General features: G+C 44.3%; 15 protein-coding genes. 11 read left to right on the top strand and 4 right to left on the bottom strand.

The window, feature by feature from the left end; all coding sequences use genetic code 11:
* The first annotated feature begins 73 nt into the window (after positions 1 to 73).
* Complete coding sequence (locus tag ACDG22_RS00780; RefSeq protein ID WP_007571208.1) at positions 74 to 964, top strand: DUF2156 domain-containing protein; 891 nt, start codon at positions 74 to 76, stop codon at positions 962 to 964.
* On the top strand, positions 961 to 1,995 hold the full coding sequence (locus ACDG22_RS00775) for a GNAT family N-acetyltransferase (RefSeq protein WP_007571206.1): 1,035 nt from the start codon (positions 961 to 963) through the stop codon (positions 1,993 to 1,995). Before ACDG22_RS00780 ends, ACDG22_RS00775 begins: the two co-directional genes overlap by 4 nt.
* Positions 1,996 to 1,998: 3 nt before the next feature.
* Here ACDG22_RS00775 and cdaA read toward each other — a convergent pair whose 3' ends face one another.
* Complete coding sequence (gene cdaA, locus ACDG22_RS00770) at positions 1,999 to 2,778, bottom strand: diadenylate cyclase CdaA (RefSeq protein ID WP_007571204.1); 780 nt, start codon at positions 2,776 to 2,778, stop codon at positions 1,999 to 2,001.
* A gap of 10 nt (positions 2,779 to 2,788) precedes the next feature.
* The gene (gene folP, locus ACDG22_RS00765) at positions 2,789 to 3,652 is read right to left on the bottom strand and encodes a dihydropteroate synthase (protein ID WP_278677035.1); all 864 of its coding nucleotides are present in this window, start codon (positions 3,650 to 3,652) and stop codon (positions 2,789 to 2,791) included.
* Between the two features lie 115 nt (positions 3,653 to 3,767).
* On the opposite strand from folP, the gene ACDG22_RS00760 reads away from it, so the two are divergent.
* On the top strand, positions 3,768 to 5,051 hold the full coding sequence (locus ACDG22_RS00760) for a UDP-N-acetylmuramoyl-tripeptide--D-alanyl-D-alanine ligase (RefSeq protein WP_270212286.1): 1,284 nt from the start codon (positions 3,768 to 3,770) through the stop codon (positions 5,049 to 5,051).
* A 232-nt stretch (positions 5,052 to 5,283) separates the two neighbouring features.
* On the opposite strand, the gene ACDG22_RS00755 is transcribed toward ACDG22_RS00760, so the two are convergent.
* Positions 5,284 to 6,168, bottom strand: a complete 885-nt coding sequence (locus ACDG22_RS00755; RefSeq protein ID WP_022125956.1) for an NAD kinase — start codon at positions 6,166 to 6,168, stop codon at positions 5,284 to 5,286.
* A 108-nt stretch (positions 6,169 to 6,276) separates the two neighbouring features.
* Between ACDG22_RS00755 and ACDG22_RS00750 the strand changes: the two genes are divergently transcribed.
* The 8 genes from ACDG22_RS00750 (at position 6,277) to ACDG22_RS00715 (ending at position 13,255) form a co-directional block, all read left to right on the top strand.
* The gene (locus tag ACDG22_RS00750) at positions 6,277 to 6,990 is read left to right on the top strand and encodes a pyridoxine 5'-phosphate synthase (RefSeq protein WP_007571195.1); all 714 of its coding nucleotides are present in this window, start codon (positions 6,277 to 6,279) and stop codon (positions 6,988 to 6,990) included.
* A 3-nt stretch (positions 6,991 to 6,993) separates the two neighbouring features.
* Positions 6,994 to 7,713, top strand: coding sequence for a MotA/TolQ/ExbB proton channel family protein (locus ACDG22_RS00745; RefSeq protein ID WP_270212287.1), 720 nt, complete (start codon positions 6,994 to 6,996; stop codon positions 7,711 to 7,713).
* Between the two features lie 7 nt (positions 7,714 to 7,720).
* Complete coding sequence (locus ACDG22_RS00740; protein WP_083779597.1) at positions 7,721 to 8,140, top strand: ExbD/TolR family protein; 420 nt, start codon at positions 7,721 to 7,723, stop codon at positions 8,138 to 8,140.
* Between the two features lie 11 nt (positions 8,141 to 8,151).
* The gene (locus ACDG22_RS00735) at positions 8,152 to 8,994 is read left to right on the top strand and encodes a TonB family protein (RefSeq protein WP_270243374.1); all 843 of its coding nucleotides are present in this window, start codon (positions 8,152 to 8,154) and stop codon (positions 8,992 to 8,994) included.
* A 30-nt stretch (positions 8,995 to 9,024) separates the two neighbouring features.
* Positions 9,025 to 9,573 (top strand): DJ-1 family glyoxalase III, encoded by a 549-nt coding sequence (locus tag ACDG22_RS00730; RefSeq protein WP_007571191.1) that lies wholly within the window; start codon positions 9,025 to 9,027, stop codon positions 9,571 to 9,573.
* Positions 9,573 to 10,238, top strand: a complete 666-nt coding sequence (locus ACDG22_RS00725; protein ID WP_302559377.1) for a 2-C-methyl-D-erythritol 4-phosphate cytidylyltransferase — start codon at positions 9,573 to 9,575, stop codon at positions 10,236 to 10,238. The genes ACDG22_RS00730 and ACDG22_RS00725 overlap by 1 nt, the downstream gene beginning before the upstream one ends.
* Before the next feature lie 4 nt (positions 10,239 to 10,242).
* Positions 10,243 to 12,342 (top strand): ATP-dependent DNA helicase RecG, encoded by a 2,100-nt coding sequence (recG, locus tag ACDG22_RS00720; protein WP_302559376.1) that lies wholly within the window; start codon positions 10,243 to 10,245, stop codon positions 12,340 to 12,342.
* 103 nt (positions 12,343 to 12,445) lie between these two features.
* Complete coding sequence (locus ACDG22_RS00715) at positions 12,446 to 13,255, top strand: hypothetical protein (protein WP_370858753.1); 810 nt, start codon at positions 12,446 to 12,448, stop codon at positions 13,253 to 13,255.
* Positions 13,256 to 13,277: 22 nt separating this feature from the next.
* Here ACDG22_RS00715 and dnaG read toward each other — a convergent pair whose 3' ends face one another.
* Positions 13,278 to 15,473 carry a DNA primase gene (gene dnaG / locus ACDG22_RS00710; RefSeq protein WP_177593118.1) on the bottom strand — a complete coding sequence of 732 codons (2,196 nt, stop codon included), beginning with the start codon at positions 15,471 to 15,473 and terminating at the stop codon, positions 13,278 to 13,280.
* Positions 15,474 to 15,722: the final 249 nt, after the last annotated feature.

The raw sequence follows: 15,722 nt of genomic DNA, 5'->3' as shown, positions 1-15,722 counted from the left end.
GTGCCGATGTTTTTTAATATCGGTGCGTTTCTTTTTAAGCATGGTTACGCCTGAAAAATAAAAGAAATATAATATGATACCATTTAGACCCATAGAACTGGAAGATAAGGAAACTGTGCAGCGTTATACTTTAACAAGCAAGCGCCGTAACTGCGATTTGTCGTTTTCTAATCTGTATAGCTGGAGGTTTTTGTACCAGACGGAAATTGCTGAAATGGACGGCTTTCTGTTGTTCCGTTTTTATGCAGATAATGAACTGGCATATATGATGCCGGTGGGTGAAGGCGATGTACATCGAATTGTTGACGTGCTGATAGAGGATGCGCGCAGCAAAGGTGTTCCTTTCCGTTTGTTGGGTGTATGTAGCTATATGCGTGCAGAACTGGAAGCTGCTTTTCCGGGGCGTTTTACGTTTACAGCCGATCGTGATTATTTTGATTATGTATATCTTCGTTCTGATCTGGCAACGCTTCGTGGAAAAAAGTACCAGCCTAAACGGAATCATATCAATCGGTTTAAAGCAGCTTATCCTAATTATGAATATAAGGAGTTGACAGCCGAACTCGTCCCTGAGTGTCTGCGTCTGGAAAGCATGTGGTGTAAAGCAAACGACTGTGCAGAGAATGAAGCTCTGATAGCAGAACGGCGTTCGATGACTGATGCGTTGAAGCATATTAACGAACTGGATTTGCGAGGAGGAGTATTGCATGTTAACGGAGAGATTGTAGCATTTACTTTCGGAGCTCCTATAAACAATGAAACTTTCGATACTTGTGTAGAGAAAGCAAATACAGATATAGAAGGAGCCTATGCTATGATTAACAATGAGTTTGCTAATCGTATTCCGGAACAGTACATTTATATCAACCGTGAGGAAGACCTGGGGCTGGAAGGACTGCGTAAGGCTAAATTGTCTTATTATCCAGAAACTCTTCTTGAAAAATATATCGTGGAATTACAATGAGCGTAAAAGAACAAGTCAGGCAACTTTGGGAAACTTGCTTCAATGATGATGAAGCATTTGTAGACCTTTATTTCCGTTTACGTTATACCGACCAGATTAATAAAGCGATAATAGAAGATGGTAAGGTGATTTCTGCGCTTCAGATGATATCTTATCCGATGACATTTTGTGGCCGGACGGTAGCTGCTTCATATATATCGGGTGCTTGTACTCATCCTGATTATCGGGCAAGAGGGGCTATGCGTCGCCTGCTTGAGGAAACACATCGTTCCATGTTCGATGAGGGAATCGTGTTTTCAACACTAATTCCTGCCGAAGATTGGTTGAAAGGATATTATGCTCGCTCAGGCTACGCGACTTGTTTCCGTTATGGTGTGCTGAAAAAAGTTATCAACAGTTATGAACAACCTGTTAATAACTCTGTATCATATCTGAAAATGAGTAAGATAGATCTGTTGAAAAACCCTGAAGAAACAATTTATCCATACTTTAATGAACAAATGAACAGGCGGTCGTGCTGCATACAGCACACCTTTGATGATTTCCATGTTGTACTGTCTGATCTGGCTTTGAGCAAAGGTGATGTATGGACAATTTATAAAGGTGATGTCTTGTCCGGACTTATCTTTTGCCTGATGCAGGAAAAGACACTTTCTGTCAAAGAAATACTTCTGTCTGACGAGGCGGACCTGACAGTTGCATTACATCAACTCGCTGCTTTTTATCAAGCTGAAACCATGACATGCATACTTCCTTTTGCTGACGAGATGCATGAATTAGGCATGGCACGCTTAATAAATGTTCCTGCTTGCCTTGAGTTGTATGCTGCTGTTTATCAAGGGGAGGAACTCTGTATTCATCTGCAAGGAGACGAGGTTATCGGAGAAAACAATGGATATTACACGGTTTCTCCGGGGAAGATGATACAAGGTTATCAGATGGGAAAAGAGTATGTTTGTGTCACAATAAGCGAGCTGACTGCTCTTGTACTGAAAGACCTTCATCCCTATATGAGCCTGATGTTGGATTAATCCTTAAAGCTCATCTTCACTCGTAAGCATTCTTTCCAGTTCCTCAGCCGTCAGTTTTAGGTAGAACTCACCCTGATAGGCTATGGAAATACCTCCGGTTTCCTCGGAAACGATAATTGCCATGGCATCTGTTTCCTGAGAAACTCCCAGTGCGGCACGGTGTCTTAGCCCCAACTCTTTCGGAATGTTCAGGTTATGTGATACCGGAAGAATACATCCGGCAGCCTTTATACGTTTGTTGCTGATAATCATAGCTCCATCGTGTAGCGGACTGTTTTTGAAAAAAATATTTTCTATCAGTCGCTGATTGATGTTCGCATCGATGATATCTCCTGTACGTGCGATGTCATCCAGTGGAAAATTCTTTTCGATGACAATCAGTGCGCCCACTTTTCCTTTACTCATGTTGAGGCAAGCCATGACAATAGGCATGATGGCCTCTTTGCTGTTGTCGTTCTTCTGACTTCCCTTAAAAAAGCGAAGCAGACTGCTTGTGCGGTGGCGTGAACCAAGCGAGAGCAGGAAGTGACGTATTTCATCCTGAAAGATTACAATCAGTGCAATGACTCCCACGCTTACCAGCTTATCGAATATCGAACCGAGCAGACGCATTTGCAGCACTTGCGATACGATAACCCAAATGACGATAAACACGAGAATTCCCGTAAATACATTGATTGATCCCGACGATTTCATCAGCTTGTAGGTTTTGTATAACAGAAACGCTACCAGCAGAATGTCGATAATATCTTTGACGCTAAGTATGGAAATATCGAAAGGCATAATTTTATATTTACAAACTTACAGGAGTTAACTTTTTCATGGCGGCAACTATTTTGACTGCTTCGGATGCGGCACGCACATCGTGTACACGCAGGATGTCGGCTCCTTTCATCAGGGCTATTGTGTTGACGACGCTTGTTCCGTTCAAGGCATCTTCCGGTTCTCCTCCCAGCAGGCGGTAAATCATCGACTTGCGTGAAACTCCTACCAGTACAGGCAGTTCGAATATCTGGAATTCTTCCATTTTGTCCAGTAGCTCGTAGTTGTGTTCCAGCGTCTTTCCGAATCCGAATCCCGGATCGATGATGATATCCTTGGCTCCCAGGTCACGCAGCTTCTGTACCTTTTCAGAAAAGTAATATAATACTTCTTTCAATACATTGTCATAGTGTGGAGCCTGCTGCATGTTTTGCGGAGTTCCCTGCATGTGCATCATGATGTAGGGGACACCGAGCCGGGCTACGGTTGCAAACATGTTTTCATCCATATTGCCCGCTGCTATATCGTTGATGATAGCTGCGCCGTACTCTTCTACACACATACGTGCAACATCTGCCCGGAACGTATCTACCGAAACAATGGCATCGGGACATTCGCGGAATACAATCTCCAGTCCGTGACGCAGACGAGACATTTCCTCCTCCGCACTGATATGTTCTGCATTGGAGCGTGATGAATAAGCTCCTACATCGATAATGCTTCCCCCTTCCGACACGATTTGAAGTGTACGTTCTGCAATTTCCGTTTCTGTCTGTTTCCGGCTTCCGGCATAAAAAGAATCGGGAGTAACATTCAGGATACCCATTACCTGCGGGTAGGATAAGTCCATTAACTGTCCCTTTACATTGATAAGTTTCGTGATACTGTTTTCCATGTCCGATGAATACGTCTTTAAGCGCTGCAAATGTACACACAATAATTTGTTTTTTCGCAGTCGCGGGAAATTAAATTACGTTATCTTTGTGCCGGAATATTTTGTTACAGAAAATATGGAAATAGCAGAATTATATAAATGTTTTATGGAATGCGGTAAGGTGACCACCGATAGCCGCAACTGTCCTGAGGGTTCTATGTTCATCGCCCTGAAAGGAGAAACTTTTAATGGCAATGCTTTTGCCGCACAGGCTTTGAAGCAGGGTTGCCGCTATGCTGTAATCGACGAATCTGAATATGCGGGTGAGGGTACAATTCTCGTAGACAACTGTTTGCAGGCTTTGCAACAACTGGCTAATTATCACCGCCGGCAGCTGAAAACGCCGGTTATCGGCATTACAGGTACGAATGGAAAGACCACAACCAAAGAACTCATTTCTACGGTGCTGAGCCGGAAGTTCAATACATTATATACAGAAGGTAATTTCAATAATCACATCGGAGTACCGCTCACGTTGCTTCGTCTGACAAAAGAACACGAAATGGCGGTTGTCGAAATGGGTGCGAACCATCCGGGAGAAATAAAGACACTGGTACATATTGCCGAACCGGATTATGGAATTATAACAAATGTAGGCAAGGCTCACCTGCAAGGTTTCGGATCTTTCGAGGGAGTTATCCGCACGAAAGGAGAGTTGTACGATTTTCTGCGGGCTAAAGGTGGGGCTACTATCTTTATCCAGAATGAAAATCCTTACCTGAATGGCATTGCCGAAGGGTTGACTTGTGTGCGTTACGGGCAGACTGCCGGTTTGTATGTCAGTGGAGAACTGATAAGCTGTTCACCTTTCCTGTCTTTCCGATGGACAGCAGAAGGAGTATCGCACGAGGTGAATACACATCTTATCGGCTCGTATAATTTGGATAATATGCTGGCAGCAGCAGCTATCGGACGTTACTTTGGAGTGTCTGATGATGATATCAGCAGTGCGCTGGCGTCGTATCTGCCTCACAATAACCGGTCGCAACTGAAAGAAACAGCCGATAATAAACTGATTGTGGATGCATATAATGCCAACCCGACCAGTATGATGGCTGCCTTGAAGAATTTCCGTCAGATAGAAGCTCCGCATAAGATGGTGATTCTTGGCGATATGAAGGAATTGGGTGAAGCAAGTCGGGAAGAACATCAGAAGGTGGTAGATTATCTGAAGGAATGTGGTTTTGACCGTGTTGTTCTGGTTGGTCCCGAATTTGCAGCAGCCACTCATTCCTATCAGACTTTTCAGCATGTAGATGAAGTGCTGGCTGATATCCGGATACATAAGCCTCAGGGATATTATATCCTGATAAAAGGTTCAAACAGCATGAAGTTGAGTCAGCTGCCTGAGTATTTGTAATGCACTGTTAATCAATTGATAAATTCTTCTTTTCGATAAAAGAATGATATTCTCGTAAGAAACGTATTATATTCTTGCTGACGTTTTAAAAAAATATCCTGATGTTTTCGGAAAAACATCAGGATATTTTTTTAAAATCTGTACAAACTTCGACAATCTTTGTACGAAAAAATAGGGCATTTTCGCTAGTTTGTGAAGCCTTTTTCTGAAGCTTTCAGTATGTATTCCTGAACTATAAACGGCTGTCTGCTCCCCACATCATTTTTTCCCGAAGCGTATTGAAGAAAGAGTGATGACAGCGTTTTACGATGCGTACGAAATAATCGGCACGGCGTACCGTCAGGCGGATTCCTTCGCGGCATGTTTCACTGCGTCCGTCTACGGCTACCAGAAAGTTGTGGCTTCGGCTTTCTACGTCGAGTGTGATTTCCCAGTCGTCGCGAATGACAATCGGGCGTACGTTCAGGCTGTGTGGAGCCACGGGAGTCAGACTGATAGTTCCGCTTTGCGGCACAAGAATCGGACCTCCTACACTGAGTGAATAACCTGTCGAGCCGGTGGGGGTTGCGATAATCAGGCCGTCTGCCTGATACGAACAGAGTGGCTCACTGTTTATGTAAGCCCGTATGGTAATCATCGACGAGCTGTCACGTTTCAGAATAGCTATTTCGTTCAGTCCGTAGGGATAGCCTTTCAGCACGTATCCTTCGGATGTCAGATGCAATACCCTGCGAGGTTCGGCAAGGTATTTCCCTTCGTAGATTTCATCGAAAGCCTCCTCCATCTGGTCGGGTGATATATCGGCAAGGAATCCCAGACGTCCGGTATTGATGCCCAGGATAGGAATTTCTTTCTTTCCTACACGGCTTGCTGCACGCAGAAAGGTTCCGTCGCCACCGATACTGAGTGCCATGTCTGCATTAAAGTCGTAACCTTTGAATATCTCCAGTCCGTCGAGGTTTGCTTTTGTATGCTGTTTTAAAAAGTCGTAAAACTCGTTGCTGATACAGATTTCGGCTCCTTTGCCACGCAATATCTCCAGCAAATGGGTGACATGTGCCGACTTATGTTCCTGATAAGTATTTCCAAAAAGGGCGAATCTGAGGTTGCGTTGCATATCTTGTAGCTTTTTTTATCAATCTTTTGTCACGTAAAGTTAACAGGTTTCTCGCAAAACCTGTTAACTTTGCAGGTTGTAGACGCAAAGATATAAAATAAATTCAATATGACTAAGCTAAGTGTGAATATAAACAAGGTAGCAACCTTGCGTAATGCTCGCGGGGGAAATAACCCGGATGTAGAAAAAGTGGCGTTGGATTGCGAGGCTTTCGGGGCCGAAGGGATTACGGTTCATCCTCGTCCCGATGAACGGCATATCCGCTATGCGGACGTGTTGGCTCTTCGTCCCATACTTCGTACAGAGTTTAATATCGAAGGATATCCTTCGAAAGAATTTATTGACCTGGTATTGAAGGTAAAACCGCATCAGGTAACGCTTGTTCCCGACGCTCCCGACCAGATTACTTCTAACTCGGGGTGGGATACTAAAAATAATCTTTCCTTCCTGACCGAACTGATGGATACTTTCGGAGAAGCAGGTATACGTACTTCTATTTTCGTAGGAACTGATACGGAAATGATAGAGTATGCGGCAAAAGCCGGAGCCGACCGTGTGGAACTTTATACAGAGCCTTATGCATCACAGTATGGAAAGAATCGCGAAGCTGCCATTGCTCCTTTCGTTGAGGCTGCAAAGGTAACCCGCAAGTTGGGAATGGGACTGAATGCCGGTCATGATCTCAGCCTTGAGAATCTTGCTTACTTTCATGAAAATATTCCATGGGTGGACGAAGTTTCCATCGGTCACGCATTGATTTGTGACGCACTCTATCTAGGACTTAAGAAAACTATTGAAGAATATAAAAATTGCCTTCGTTAAATTATGATTACAATGACACTGCTGGCAGCTGCACAGACCGTTGCCGACACCATGACGGGAAATAATCCCGTATTGACTCCTGTTGCATCGGGAGAATCGGAAATGAACCTTTGGGACATGGCTTGCAAAGGTGGTTGGATTATGATTGTACTGGCTCTGATGTCTGTCATAGCCTTTTATATCTTTTTTGAACGTGCGGTAGCTATCCGCAAGGCGGGTAAAGAAGACCCGTTGTTTATGGATCGTATCCGCGACTATATCAAGACTGGAGAAATCAAATCGGCAATCAATTACTGCCGTATAACCAATACTCCTTCTTCGCGTATGATTGAAAAAGGTATCATGCGTATGGGACGTCCGGTTGCCGATGTACAGGCTGCTATCGAGAATACCGGAAACATTGAAGTTGCAAAACTGGAAAACGGACTTTCTATTATGGCTACTATTTCCAGCGGTGCGCCGATGCTTGGTTTCCTGGGTACGGTAACTGGTATGGTTCGTGCTTTCTGGAATATGGCTAATGCCGGAAACAATATTGATATTACTCTGCTTTCGAGCGGTATCTATGAAGCGATGATTACTACTGTAGGCGGTCTGGTTGTGGGTATTGCTACCATGTTTGCTTACAATCATCTGGTATATCGCGTAGACAAGGTTGTAAGTCAGATGGAAGCTCGTACCATTGCTTTCATGGACTTGATGAACGAACCAAACGAAAAATAAGAAGCCTATGTCACTGAAAAGAAGACAGAAAATATCTCCGGCCTTCAGTATGTCGTCGATGACCGACCTCATCTTTTTGCTGCTGATATTTTTTATGATTACCTCTACGATGGTATCGCCGAATGCAATCAAGGTCTTGCTTCCGCAGGGTTCTGAGCAGACTTCGGCCAAGCCTATGGCGCGGGTAATTATCGATAAGGATTTGAATTATTACGGGGCGTTTGGTAATGAGGATGAAATGCCGCTTGCACTCGACGAAGTTCCTTCGTTCTTGCAAGAGTGTGCTGCGAAGGAACCGGAAATGTATGTGGCGCTTTACGCTGACGAGTCGATTCCGTATCGCGAAATTGTCCGTATCCTGAATATTGCCAACGAAAATCATTTTAGAATGGTTCTGGCTACTCGCCGCCCTGACAAACAGAATTAAAAAAGAATACAGTGAAGAAAAGTAAAGTAACCGGAATAATAGGAACGGTAGTGCTGCATATCTTTGTGGTACTATTGCTGCTCTTTTGCTCACTTACTCGTCCTGAGATACAAGAAGAAGGAGGTGTGCCGGTTATGCTTGGTAATACACAAATGGCTCAGGGAGATGCCGATCCGTATACAATGACGGAGGTTGATGTATTGCCGCAGCCGGAAACTTCTGTACCCGAACCGGAAGTAACTCCGGAACCGGAGGTGAAACAGCCTATGATTACGCAGGATGATGAACCTTCTATTCAGGTAAAAAAGGAAAAGCCGAAAGAAGAAAAACCTAAAAAAGAAGTTACTCCTAAAAAGAAGCAGGAAACAAAACCTGTTGTAACCAAACCCAAGGAAAAAACTGAAGCCGAAAAGCGTGCTGAAGAAGAACGTGCTGCTGCTCAGGCTGCTGCCAACAAGATTGCCGGGGCATTTGGTAAAGGATCTAAAATGGGTAGTAAAGGTTCGGCTACTTCCGGACAAGGCATAGAAGGTAGTCCGGATGGAAATGGAAATACGGGAAAGACTTCAGGAGTAGGAGGATATGGAACATTCGACTTGAACGGACGTTCTTTGGGACCTGGAGGGTTGCCTGTTCCTGTATACAATGTACAAGATGAAGGAAGAGTTGTGGTTACTATCACAGTAAATCCTGCCGGAAGAGTCATCAGCACGAGTATAAACAAACGGACCAATACGGTAAATCCCGCTTTGCGTCGTGCAGCAGAAGAGGCAGCTCGTCGAGCTCGGTTCAATTCGGTAGACGGTGTAAACAATCAGAGTGGTACGATAACCTATTACTTTAAGTTGAAATAAGACTATAAGCATATTTAAATTCATCATATTATGAAAACTATTTGTATCTTTTTGGCAGAAGGTTTCGAAGAAATGGAAGCCATGTTTCCACTCGATGTAATGCGTCGTGGGGGACTGAATGTAAAAACTGTGTCGGTAACAGGTGAAAAGACCGTTGTCAGCTCACATCAGGTTCCTATCGTTGCGGATATGCTGTTCGAGGATTTGAAGGAAGAAGATGTGGAAATGGTTGTTCTTCCGGGTGGACTTCCGGGAGCGACAAATCTGGATGCTCATGCAGGACTCGACAAGCTGATTATGAGTTTTGCTGCGGCAGGTAAACCTCTTGCTGCTATTTGTGCAGCTCCTATGGTATATGGCAAGCGTGGTTTGCTGAAAGGCAAGAAGGCTACTTGCTATCCGGGCTTCGACAAATATCTGGAAGGTGCAGAATATACAGGCAATATGGTTGAAGTTGTCGATAACTTTATCTTGGGTAAAGGTCCGGGTGCTGCTCCGGCTTTTGCTTTTGCTATTCTGGAAAAATATGCAGGAGCAGAAAAAGCTTTGGAAGTTAAAAAAGGAATGTTGCTTGCCTGATGAAGAAATATATCATTGTCGTAGCAGGAGGTAAAGGTTTACGCATGGGGGGAGATATACCCAAGCAGTTTATCCCGGTAAAGGGAAAGCCTGTACTGATGCGTACGCTGGAGGCTTTTTATGCTTACGATAAATGTATAAATATCATATTGGTACTTCCGGTAGACCAGCAGGACTACTGGAAGCACCTTTGTGCGGAATATGGATTTACGCTTCCCCATCGTATCGCCAACGGCGGAGAAACTCGTTTTCATTCTGTAAAGAACGGACTGGCCTTGGTGGATGATAGGAATAGTGTAGTAGGAGTGCACGATGGTGTACGTCCTTTTGTTTCTCAGGAAGTGATAGCCGCCTGTTATGCTGCTGCTGAAGAAAACCAAGCTGTAATTCCGGTTATTGATGTAGTGGAAACAGTCCGTCGGATAGAGGCAGACGAAAAGAGTGTGACTGTACCACGCGACTGTTATAAACTGGTGCAGACTCCTCAGGTTTTTACTGCATCGTTACTGAAACAGGCTTACGGACAAACATATACTTCCGCTTTTACAGATGATGCTTCGGTAGTGGAGGCTTTGGGACATCCTGTCTTCTTAATACCGGGAAATCGTGAAAATATAAAGCTTACTACTCCATTCGACTTGAAAGTTGCAGAAGTTCTGGTTTAAATAAATGTTCGATTTATCTACGCGTGACATAAAATATTTGCAAGGGGTGGGCCCGCAGCGTGCGGCCATACTGAACAAGGAACTGAATATCTATTCCTTTCGGGACTTGTTGTGTTATTTCCCTTATAAGTATGTCGACCGTAGTCGTCTGTATTATATCCATGAAATAGATGGAAATATGCCTTACATACAGTTAAAAGGTAAGGTACTCAGCTTTGAAACAATGGGTGAAGGTCGCCAGCGGCGTCTGGTCGGACATTTTTCCGACGGAACGGGTATTGTCGATCTGGTATGGTTTCAGGGACTGAAATTCATCATGGGGAAATATAAGGCAAATGAAGAATATATTGTCTTTGGCAAGCCGACCGTATTCAATGGACGAATAAATATAGCTCATCCGGATATTGATCCGGCACAGGAGCTTACTCTTTCTACAATGGGGCTTCAGCCTTATTATAATACGACCGAAAAGATGAAGCGCAGCAATCTCAATTCGCATGCGCTGGAAAAACTGATGAAAAATCTTTTCGGGGCGCTTCAGAAGGAGATTATTGAAGAAACCTTGAGTCCGCAACTAGTGGATCATTATCGGCTGATGCCGCTTACTGATGCGCTGTATAACATTCATTTCCCTCAGAACCCTGATTTGCTCCGCAGAGCACAATACCGTTTGAAGTTCGAGGAACTGTTTTATGTCCAGCTTAATATTCTTCGTTATACCAAAGAACGGAGAAATAAGTTCCGCGGACTGGTATTTGGCAAAGTAGGAGAGATATTCAATACTTTCTATTCGCAGAATCTTCCTTTCCAGCTTACCGGAGCACAGAAGCGGGTGATAAAGGAGATGCGCCGTGATATGGGAAGTGGAAGACAAATGAACCGCTTGCTGCAAGGAGATGTGGGCAGCGGAAAAACACTTGTTGCCCTGATGACTATGCTGATTGCGCTGGACAACGGCTATCAGGCTTGCATGATGGCTCCTACAGAAATTCTGGCTACTCAGCATTATGAAACGATATGTCGTTTTCTGGCGGGTATGAATGTACGGGTGGAGCTGCTTACCGGAACAGTAAAAGGAAAGCGCCGGGAAACAATTCTGAAAGATCTGGTGACGGGAGATGTACATATCCTTATCGGTACTCATGCGGTAATAGAAGATACTGTCAACTTTTCGTCTTTGGGATTGGTGGTGATAGACGAACAACATCGTTTCGGAGTAGCCCAGCGTGCCAAGCTGTGGGCAAAAAATACCTGTCCGCCTCATGTCTTGGTTATGACGGCAACTCCTATCCCGCGTACACTTGCCATGACATTGTATGGCGATCTTGATGTTTCGGTTATCGACGAACTTCCTCCGGGGCGAAAACCCATTCAGACTGTTCATCAGTTTGACAATCGTCGTGCTTCGATGTATGCTTTCATACGGAAGCAGATACAGGAAGGCCGGCAGGCATATATTGTTTATCCGCTGATTCAGGAAAGCGAGAAGATGGATATCAAGAACCTGGAAGACGGGTATATGCATATCTGTGAAGAGTTTCCGGAGTATAAGGTGAGCAAGGTACATGGTAAAATGAAACCTACAGAGAAAGATGAGGAGATGCAGCGTTTCTTGGCCAATGAAACTCAGATAATGGTAGCTACTACGGTGATTGAGGTGGGGGTGAACGTGCCCAATGCCTCGGTTATGGTGATAGAGAATGCGGAGCGTTTCGGCTTGTCGCAGTTGCATCAGTTGCGCGGACGTGTAGGACGAGGAGCGGACCAGTCATATTGTATTCTGGTTACCGGATATAAGCTGACGGAAGAAACGCGTAAACGTATCGAAATCATGGTGCAAACGAATGATGGATTTGAGATTGCAGAGGCCGATTTGAAGTTGCGCGGTCCGGGTGATTTGGAAGGAACGCAACAGAGTGGTGTAGCCTTCGATTTGAAAATTGCCGATATTGCCCGCGACGGACAGCTCTTACAGTTTGTACGTGAAATAGCCGAGCATCTGCTTGATGCCGATCCGAATGGAGAACGTCCGGAAAATGCGATTATATGGCAGCAGTTGAAGGAGCTTCGGAAAAAGAATGTGAACTGGTCGGTTATTTCGTAATCCTGTAAAAAAGGAAAATGTAAAGTACATGGTCCTTTAATTTTTTGTAAGTTTGTTATCGTCTGATAATCAGATTTAGGATAACTCAAAGAAATCTAAGATCATGGTACTGGAAGAAGAGAAAGAACGCAAGGTGGAGTGCTGGTTGAAACGCAAGCACGTTAATGTGGAAGAGATTGCAGGTTTCACGTTTATGCAATACTATAAGCCTCGTTCTAGCAAGTGCAAACCTTATTGGCGTTGTCTGGATGGATTGGGTGTGTTTATCTTTACTTTGAAGTCGGGTTTTGTACGTGGAGCACAATTGCAAGGTATGTGGTTGAATAGGGGATCTCGCCTGAACCCGGCCTGGATTGTGCAATATCTGTTGGCACGGCAAATTCCTTTTACCAATTATGAAACTTCCCTCAAGCAGGTGGATAGCTTGGCCGTAGTTCATGTTTATAATGAGTTTCCGAAGTGTATGCGTTCGCGTCGTAGGTGGGGAGTTTTTGAGTTGTTGTTTGGGGCGTTTGTTTTCTTCTGGTCATGTTTGGTGATTTTTGGAACTCCTCATGTGTGGCTGGCGGGACTTTTAGTGTTATTGATTGGAATAGGGCATGTAGGACTTTCATTATTTACACTTTATCAGGGTATTTCTTGTCAGTATGCATTGACGCTGGAACCGCGAGAAATGGTCTTGCAGCGGCCTGATGAAGATGAAACTGTAAAATTTGCTTATTCGGACCTTCGGAAGGTGAATTTCACGTCAGCACCTTTTGTGAGTCATGAATTTATCTCCTTCATAGAGTTTCTAGATACCGATTTTGCTTATCACTGCTATCCGATAGAAAGGGTTCCAGTGGAAAAGTTCGATGAGATCGTTTCTATATTGAGACAACTGGGAATTGATGCGACCAACTCTTTTAAGTGATTCCGGCAGACGGCAGAGAGGATTATAATTTCAGCACCACCCGGTCGCCGGCACGCTGAGCCATGATACTTTGTGTTTCGTGCAGCTCCTTATAACGCTGCATGATTTCCATATAGCGTTGCGGATCATTGGCTATTTCCGGATTGGCAAGTGCTTGAAGCGTATGTTTCATTTCCTCGTCTACAATGGATAGCTTAAAATCGAGCAGCAAACGTGGAACCAGTTCATGCAAGCGCTCTTCATCGCTGATGATTTTTTGTCCTTTTGAGTGATACTTGCTCAGTTGATAGCGGTCGCTGGCAAGATCGACAGCTACTTTACTTATTTCTGGAACCGGATGTGCGATAAAGTAACGTTCTGCGGTAAAGTTCTCGTCATGAATGTGCATTTCCGCTTCTTTCAACATTTGGCGGTGAAGTGCGACATGAAATTGCAATTCATCTTCTTTCAGCCCTTCGGATATATATTCGGTCACGGTGAGAGGCAGTTGTTCTCCATTTTCATTTTCCATGTAACACATTACTTTCTCTCCGTACCGTACAATCATACGCATTAAGTCTTCCTCCTTGGCATAGAACACCTTCTGCTCATTGCCTTCTGTCGGAATGTATGACGTATATGTATCAACTGGAATTTCATTCCCCAGCGATGTAGGTACGACAGCCCCTTCTCCTGTTTCAACAGGAGGAAAATCGGGGATGATTCCATTATTTCCGGAATCTTCGACGGGAGGAGGGGGGAGTGGAATATCATTCGATGCTGTGAATGGTATATCATTACCAGCTGTTGCATTGCCTTCAGAAACAGCAGGAGTGGAAGAAGCCGGTGTACCAGTATTCGGAGTAGTGGCAGCCAACTGACGTTCCCGGTATTGTCTGCGTTGTTCTTCCTTAAATTTATTTTCTCTGGCCTGCTCTATCAGTTTGGCAGTAGCTTCTACCAGTATCTTTTCTTCCATTTGCAGTAACTGACTGCATTCACGAATGTACACCGATCGTACAATGGCGTCGGGAATAACCGAAATACTTTTTACGATACTGGAAATCAGTGAAGCACGCTTGATGGGATCTTTACCCGCTTCTTCCATAAGGAGGTTGGTCTTAAAGCGGATAAAATCAACTTCATGGTCATTGATATATGCCTGATAGTCGGTGGCATTATGCTTGCGGGCAAAACTATCCGGATCATCACCGTCGGGCAGGAGGCAGACCTTGATGTTCATTCCTTCTTCCAACAGCATGTCGATACCGCGGATACTAGCCTTAATACCCGCTCCGTCACCGTCGTAAAGTACGGTGATGTTATTTGTAAAACGATGAATAAGCCGGATTTGCTCAGAGGTTAATGCTGTTCCCGATGAGGCTACTACGTTTTCTATACCACTTTGGTGCATAGAAATCACATCGGTATATCCCTCTACCAGAAAACAACGGTCTTGCCGCACAATAGCTTGTTTGGCAAAGTAAATACCATACAGCTCACGGCTCTTGTGATAGATTTCCGATTCGGGAGAATTGACGTACTTCATCTGTACGTTTTTGGTGGCGGAGCTTAATACACGTCCGCCGAAAGCTACAACTTTTCCCGACAAGGTATGAACAGGAAAAATGACACGTCCCCAGAACCGGTCGTGCAAAGAACCGTTGTCTTTACGGTAACAGAGTCCCGTTTTTACCAGAAATTCTTCCTTATATCCTTTCTGGATGGCAGCCTTTGCCAATGCATCGGGGCTGTCGGTGCTATATCCTAACTGAAACTTCTTGATAATATCGTCACGGAATCCGCGTCCGCGCAAATAGGTCATACCGATACGCTGTCCGTCGATGTGATTATAAAGAACATCCTGGAAATATTCCGAAGCAAACTGGTTGACAACAAACAGACTTTCGCGCAAGCTTTGTGCCTGCTTTTCTTCATTAGTCAGTTCGCGTTCCTTGACTTCGATGTTGTATTTTCGGGCAAGCCACTTCAGTGCTTCGTAATAAGAAAGCTGTTCGTGTTCCATAATGAAATGAACAACATTTCCTCCTTTCCCACAGCTGAAGCATTTGCAGAGTCCCTTACTGGGAGAAACACTGAAAGATGGAGTCTTTTCGTTGTGGAAAGGGCACAGTCCGATATAGTTTACCCCCCTGCGTCGGAGAGTAACAAATTCGGATACTACGTCTACAATCTGTGCAGCATCGAGGATACGGTCTATGGTGGCTTGGTCTATCATTTCGAGAGGCGAAAATAATAAAAATAAGTAGAATGTGCAACGACTTTCTTTCTGCTGCTTTTCAGGATGCACGGCTCTTTCATTTAAAACAACCTCTATAATCCTTGTTATTCTCCGAAAAACCATTATTTTTGCGCACAGCGATGCAGGAAGCACCGCTTCCGGTGTTTCTTTTTATCGTTCATATAAAATTATTTTTGTAGGCGGAAATCAAATGCGACAGAGGTCGTTTTTTGATTTCCGCCTTAA

This window comes from Phocaeicola coprocola (assembly GCF_041333015.1).
Lineage (GTDB): Bacteria > Bacteroidota > Bacteroidia > Bacteroidales > Bacteroidaceae > Phocaeicola > Phocaeicola coprocola.
Note: the sequence above shows the minus strand (reverse complement) of the source record. Positions and strands in the feature narration are given on the sequence as shown.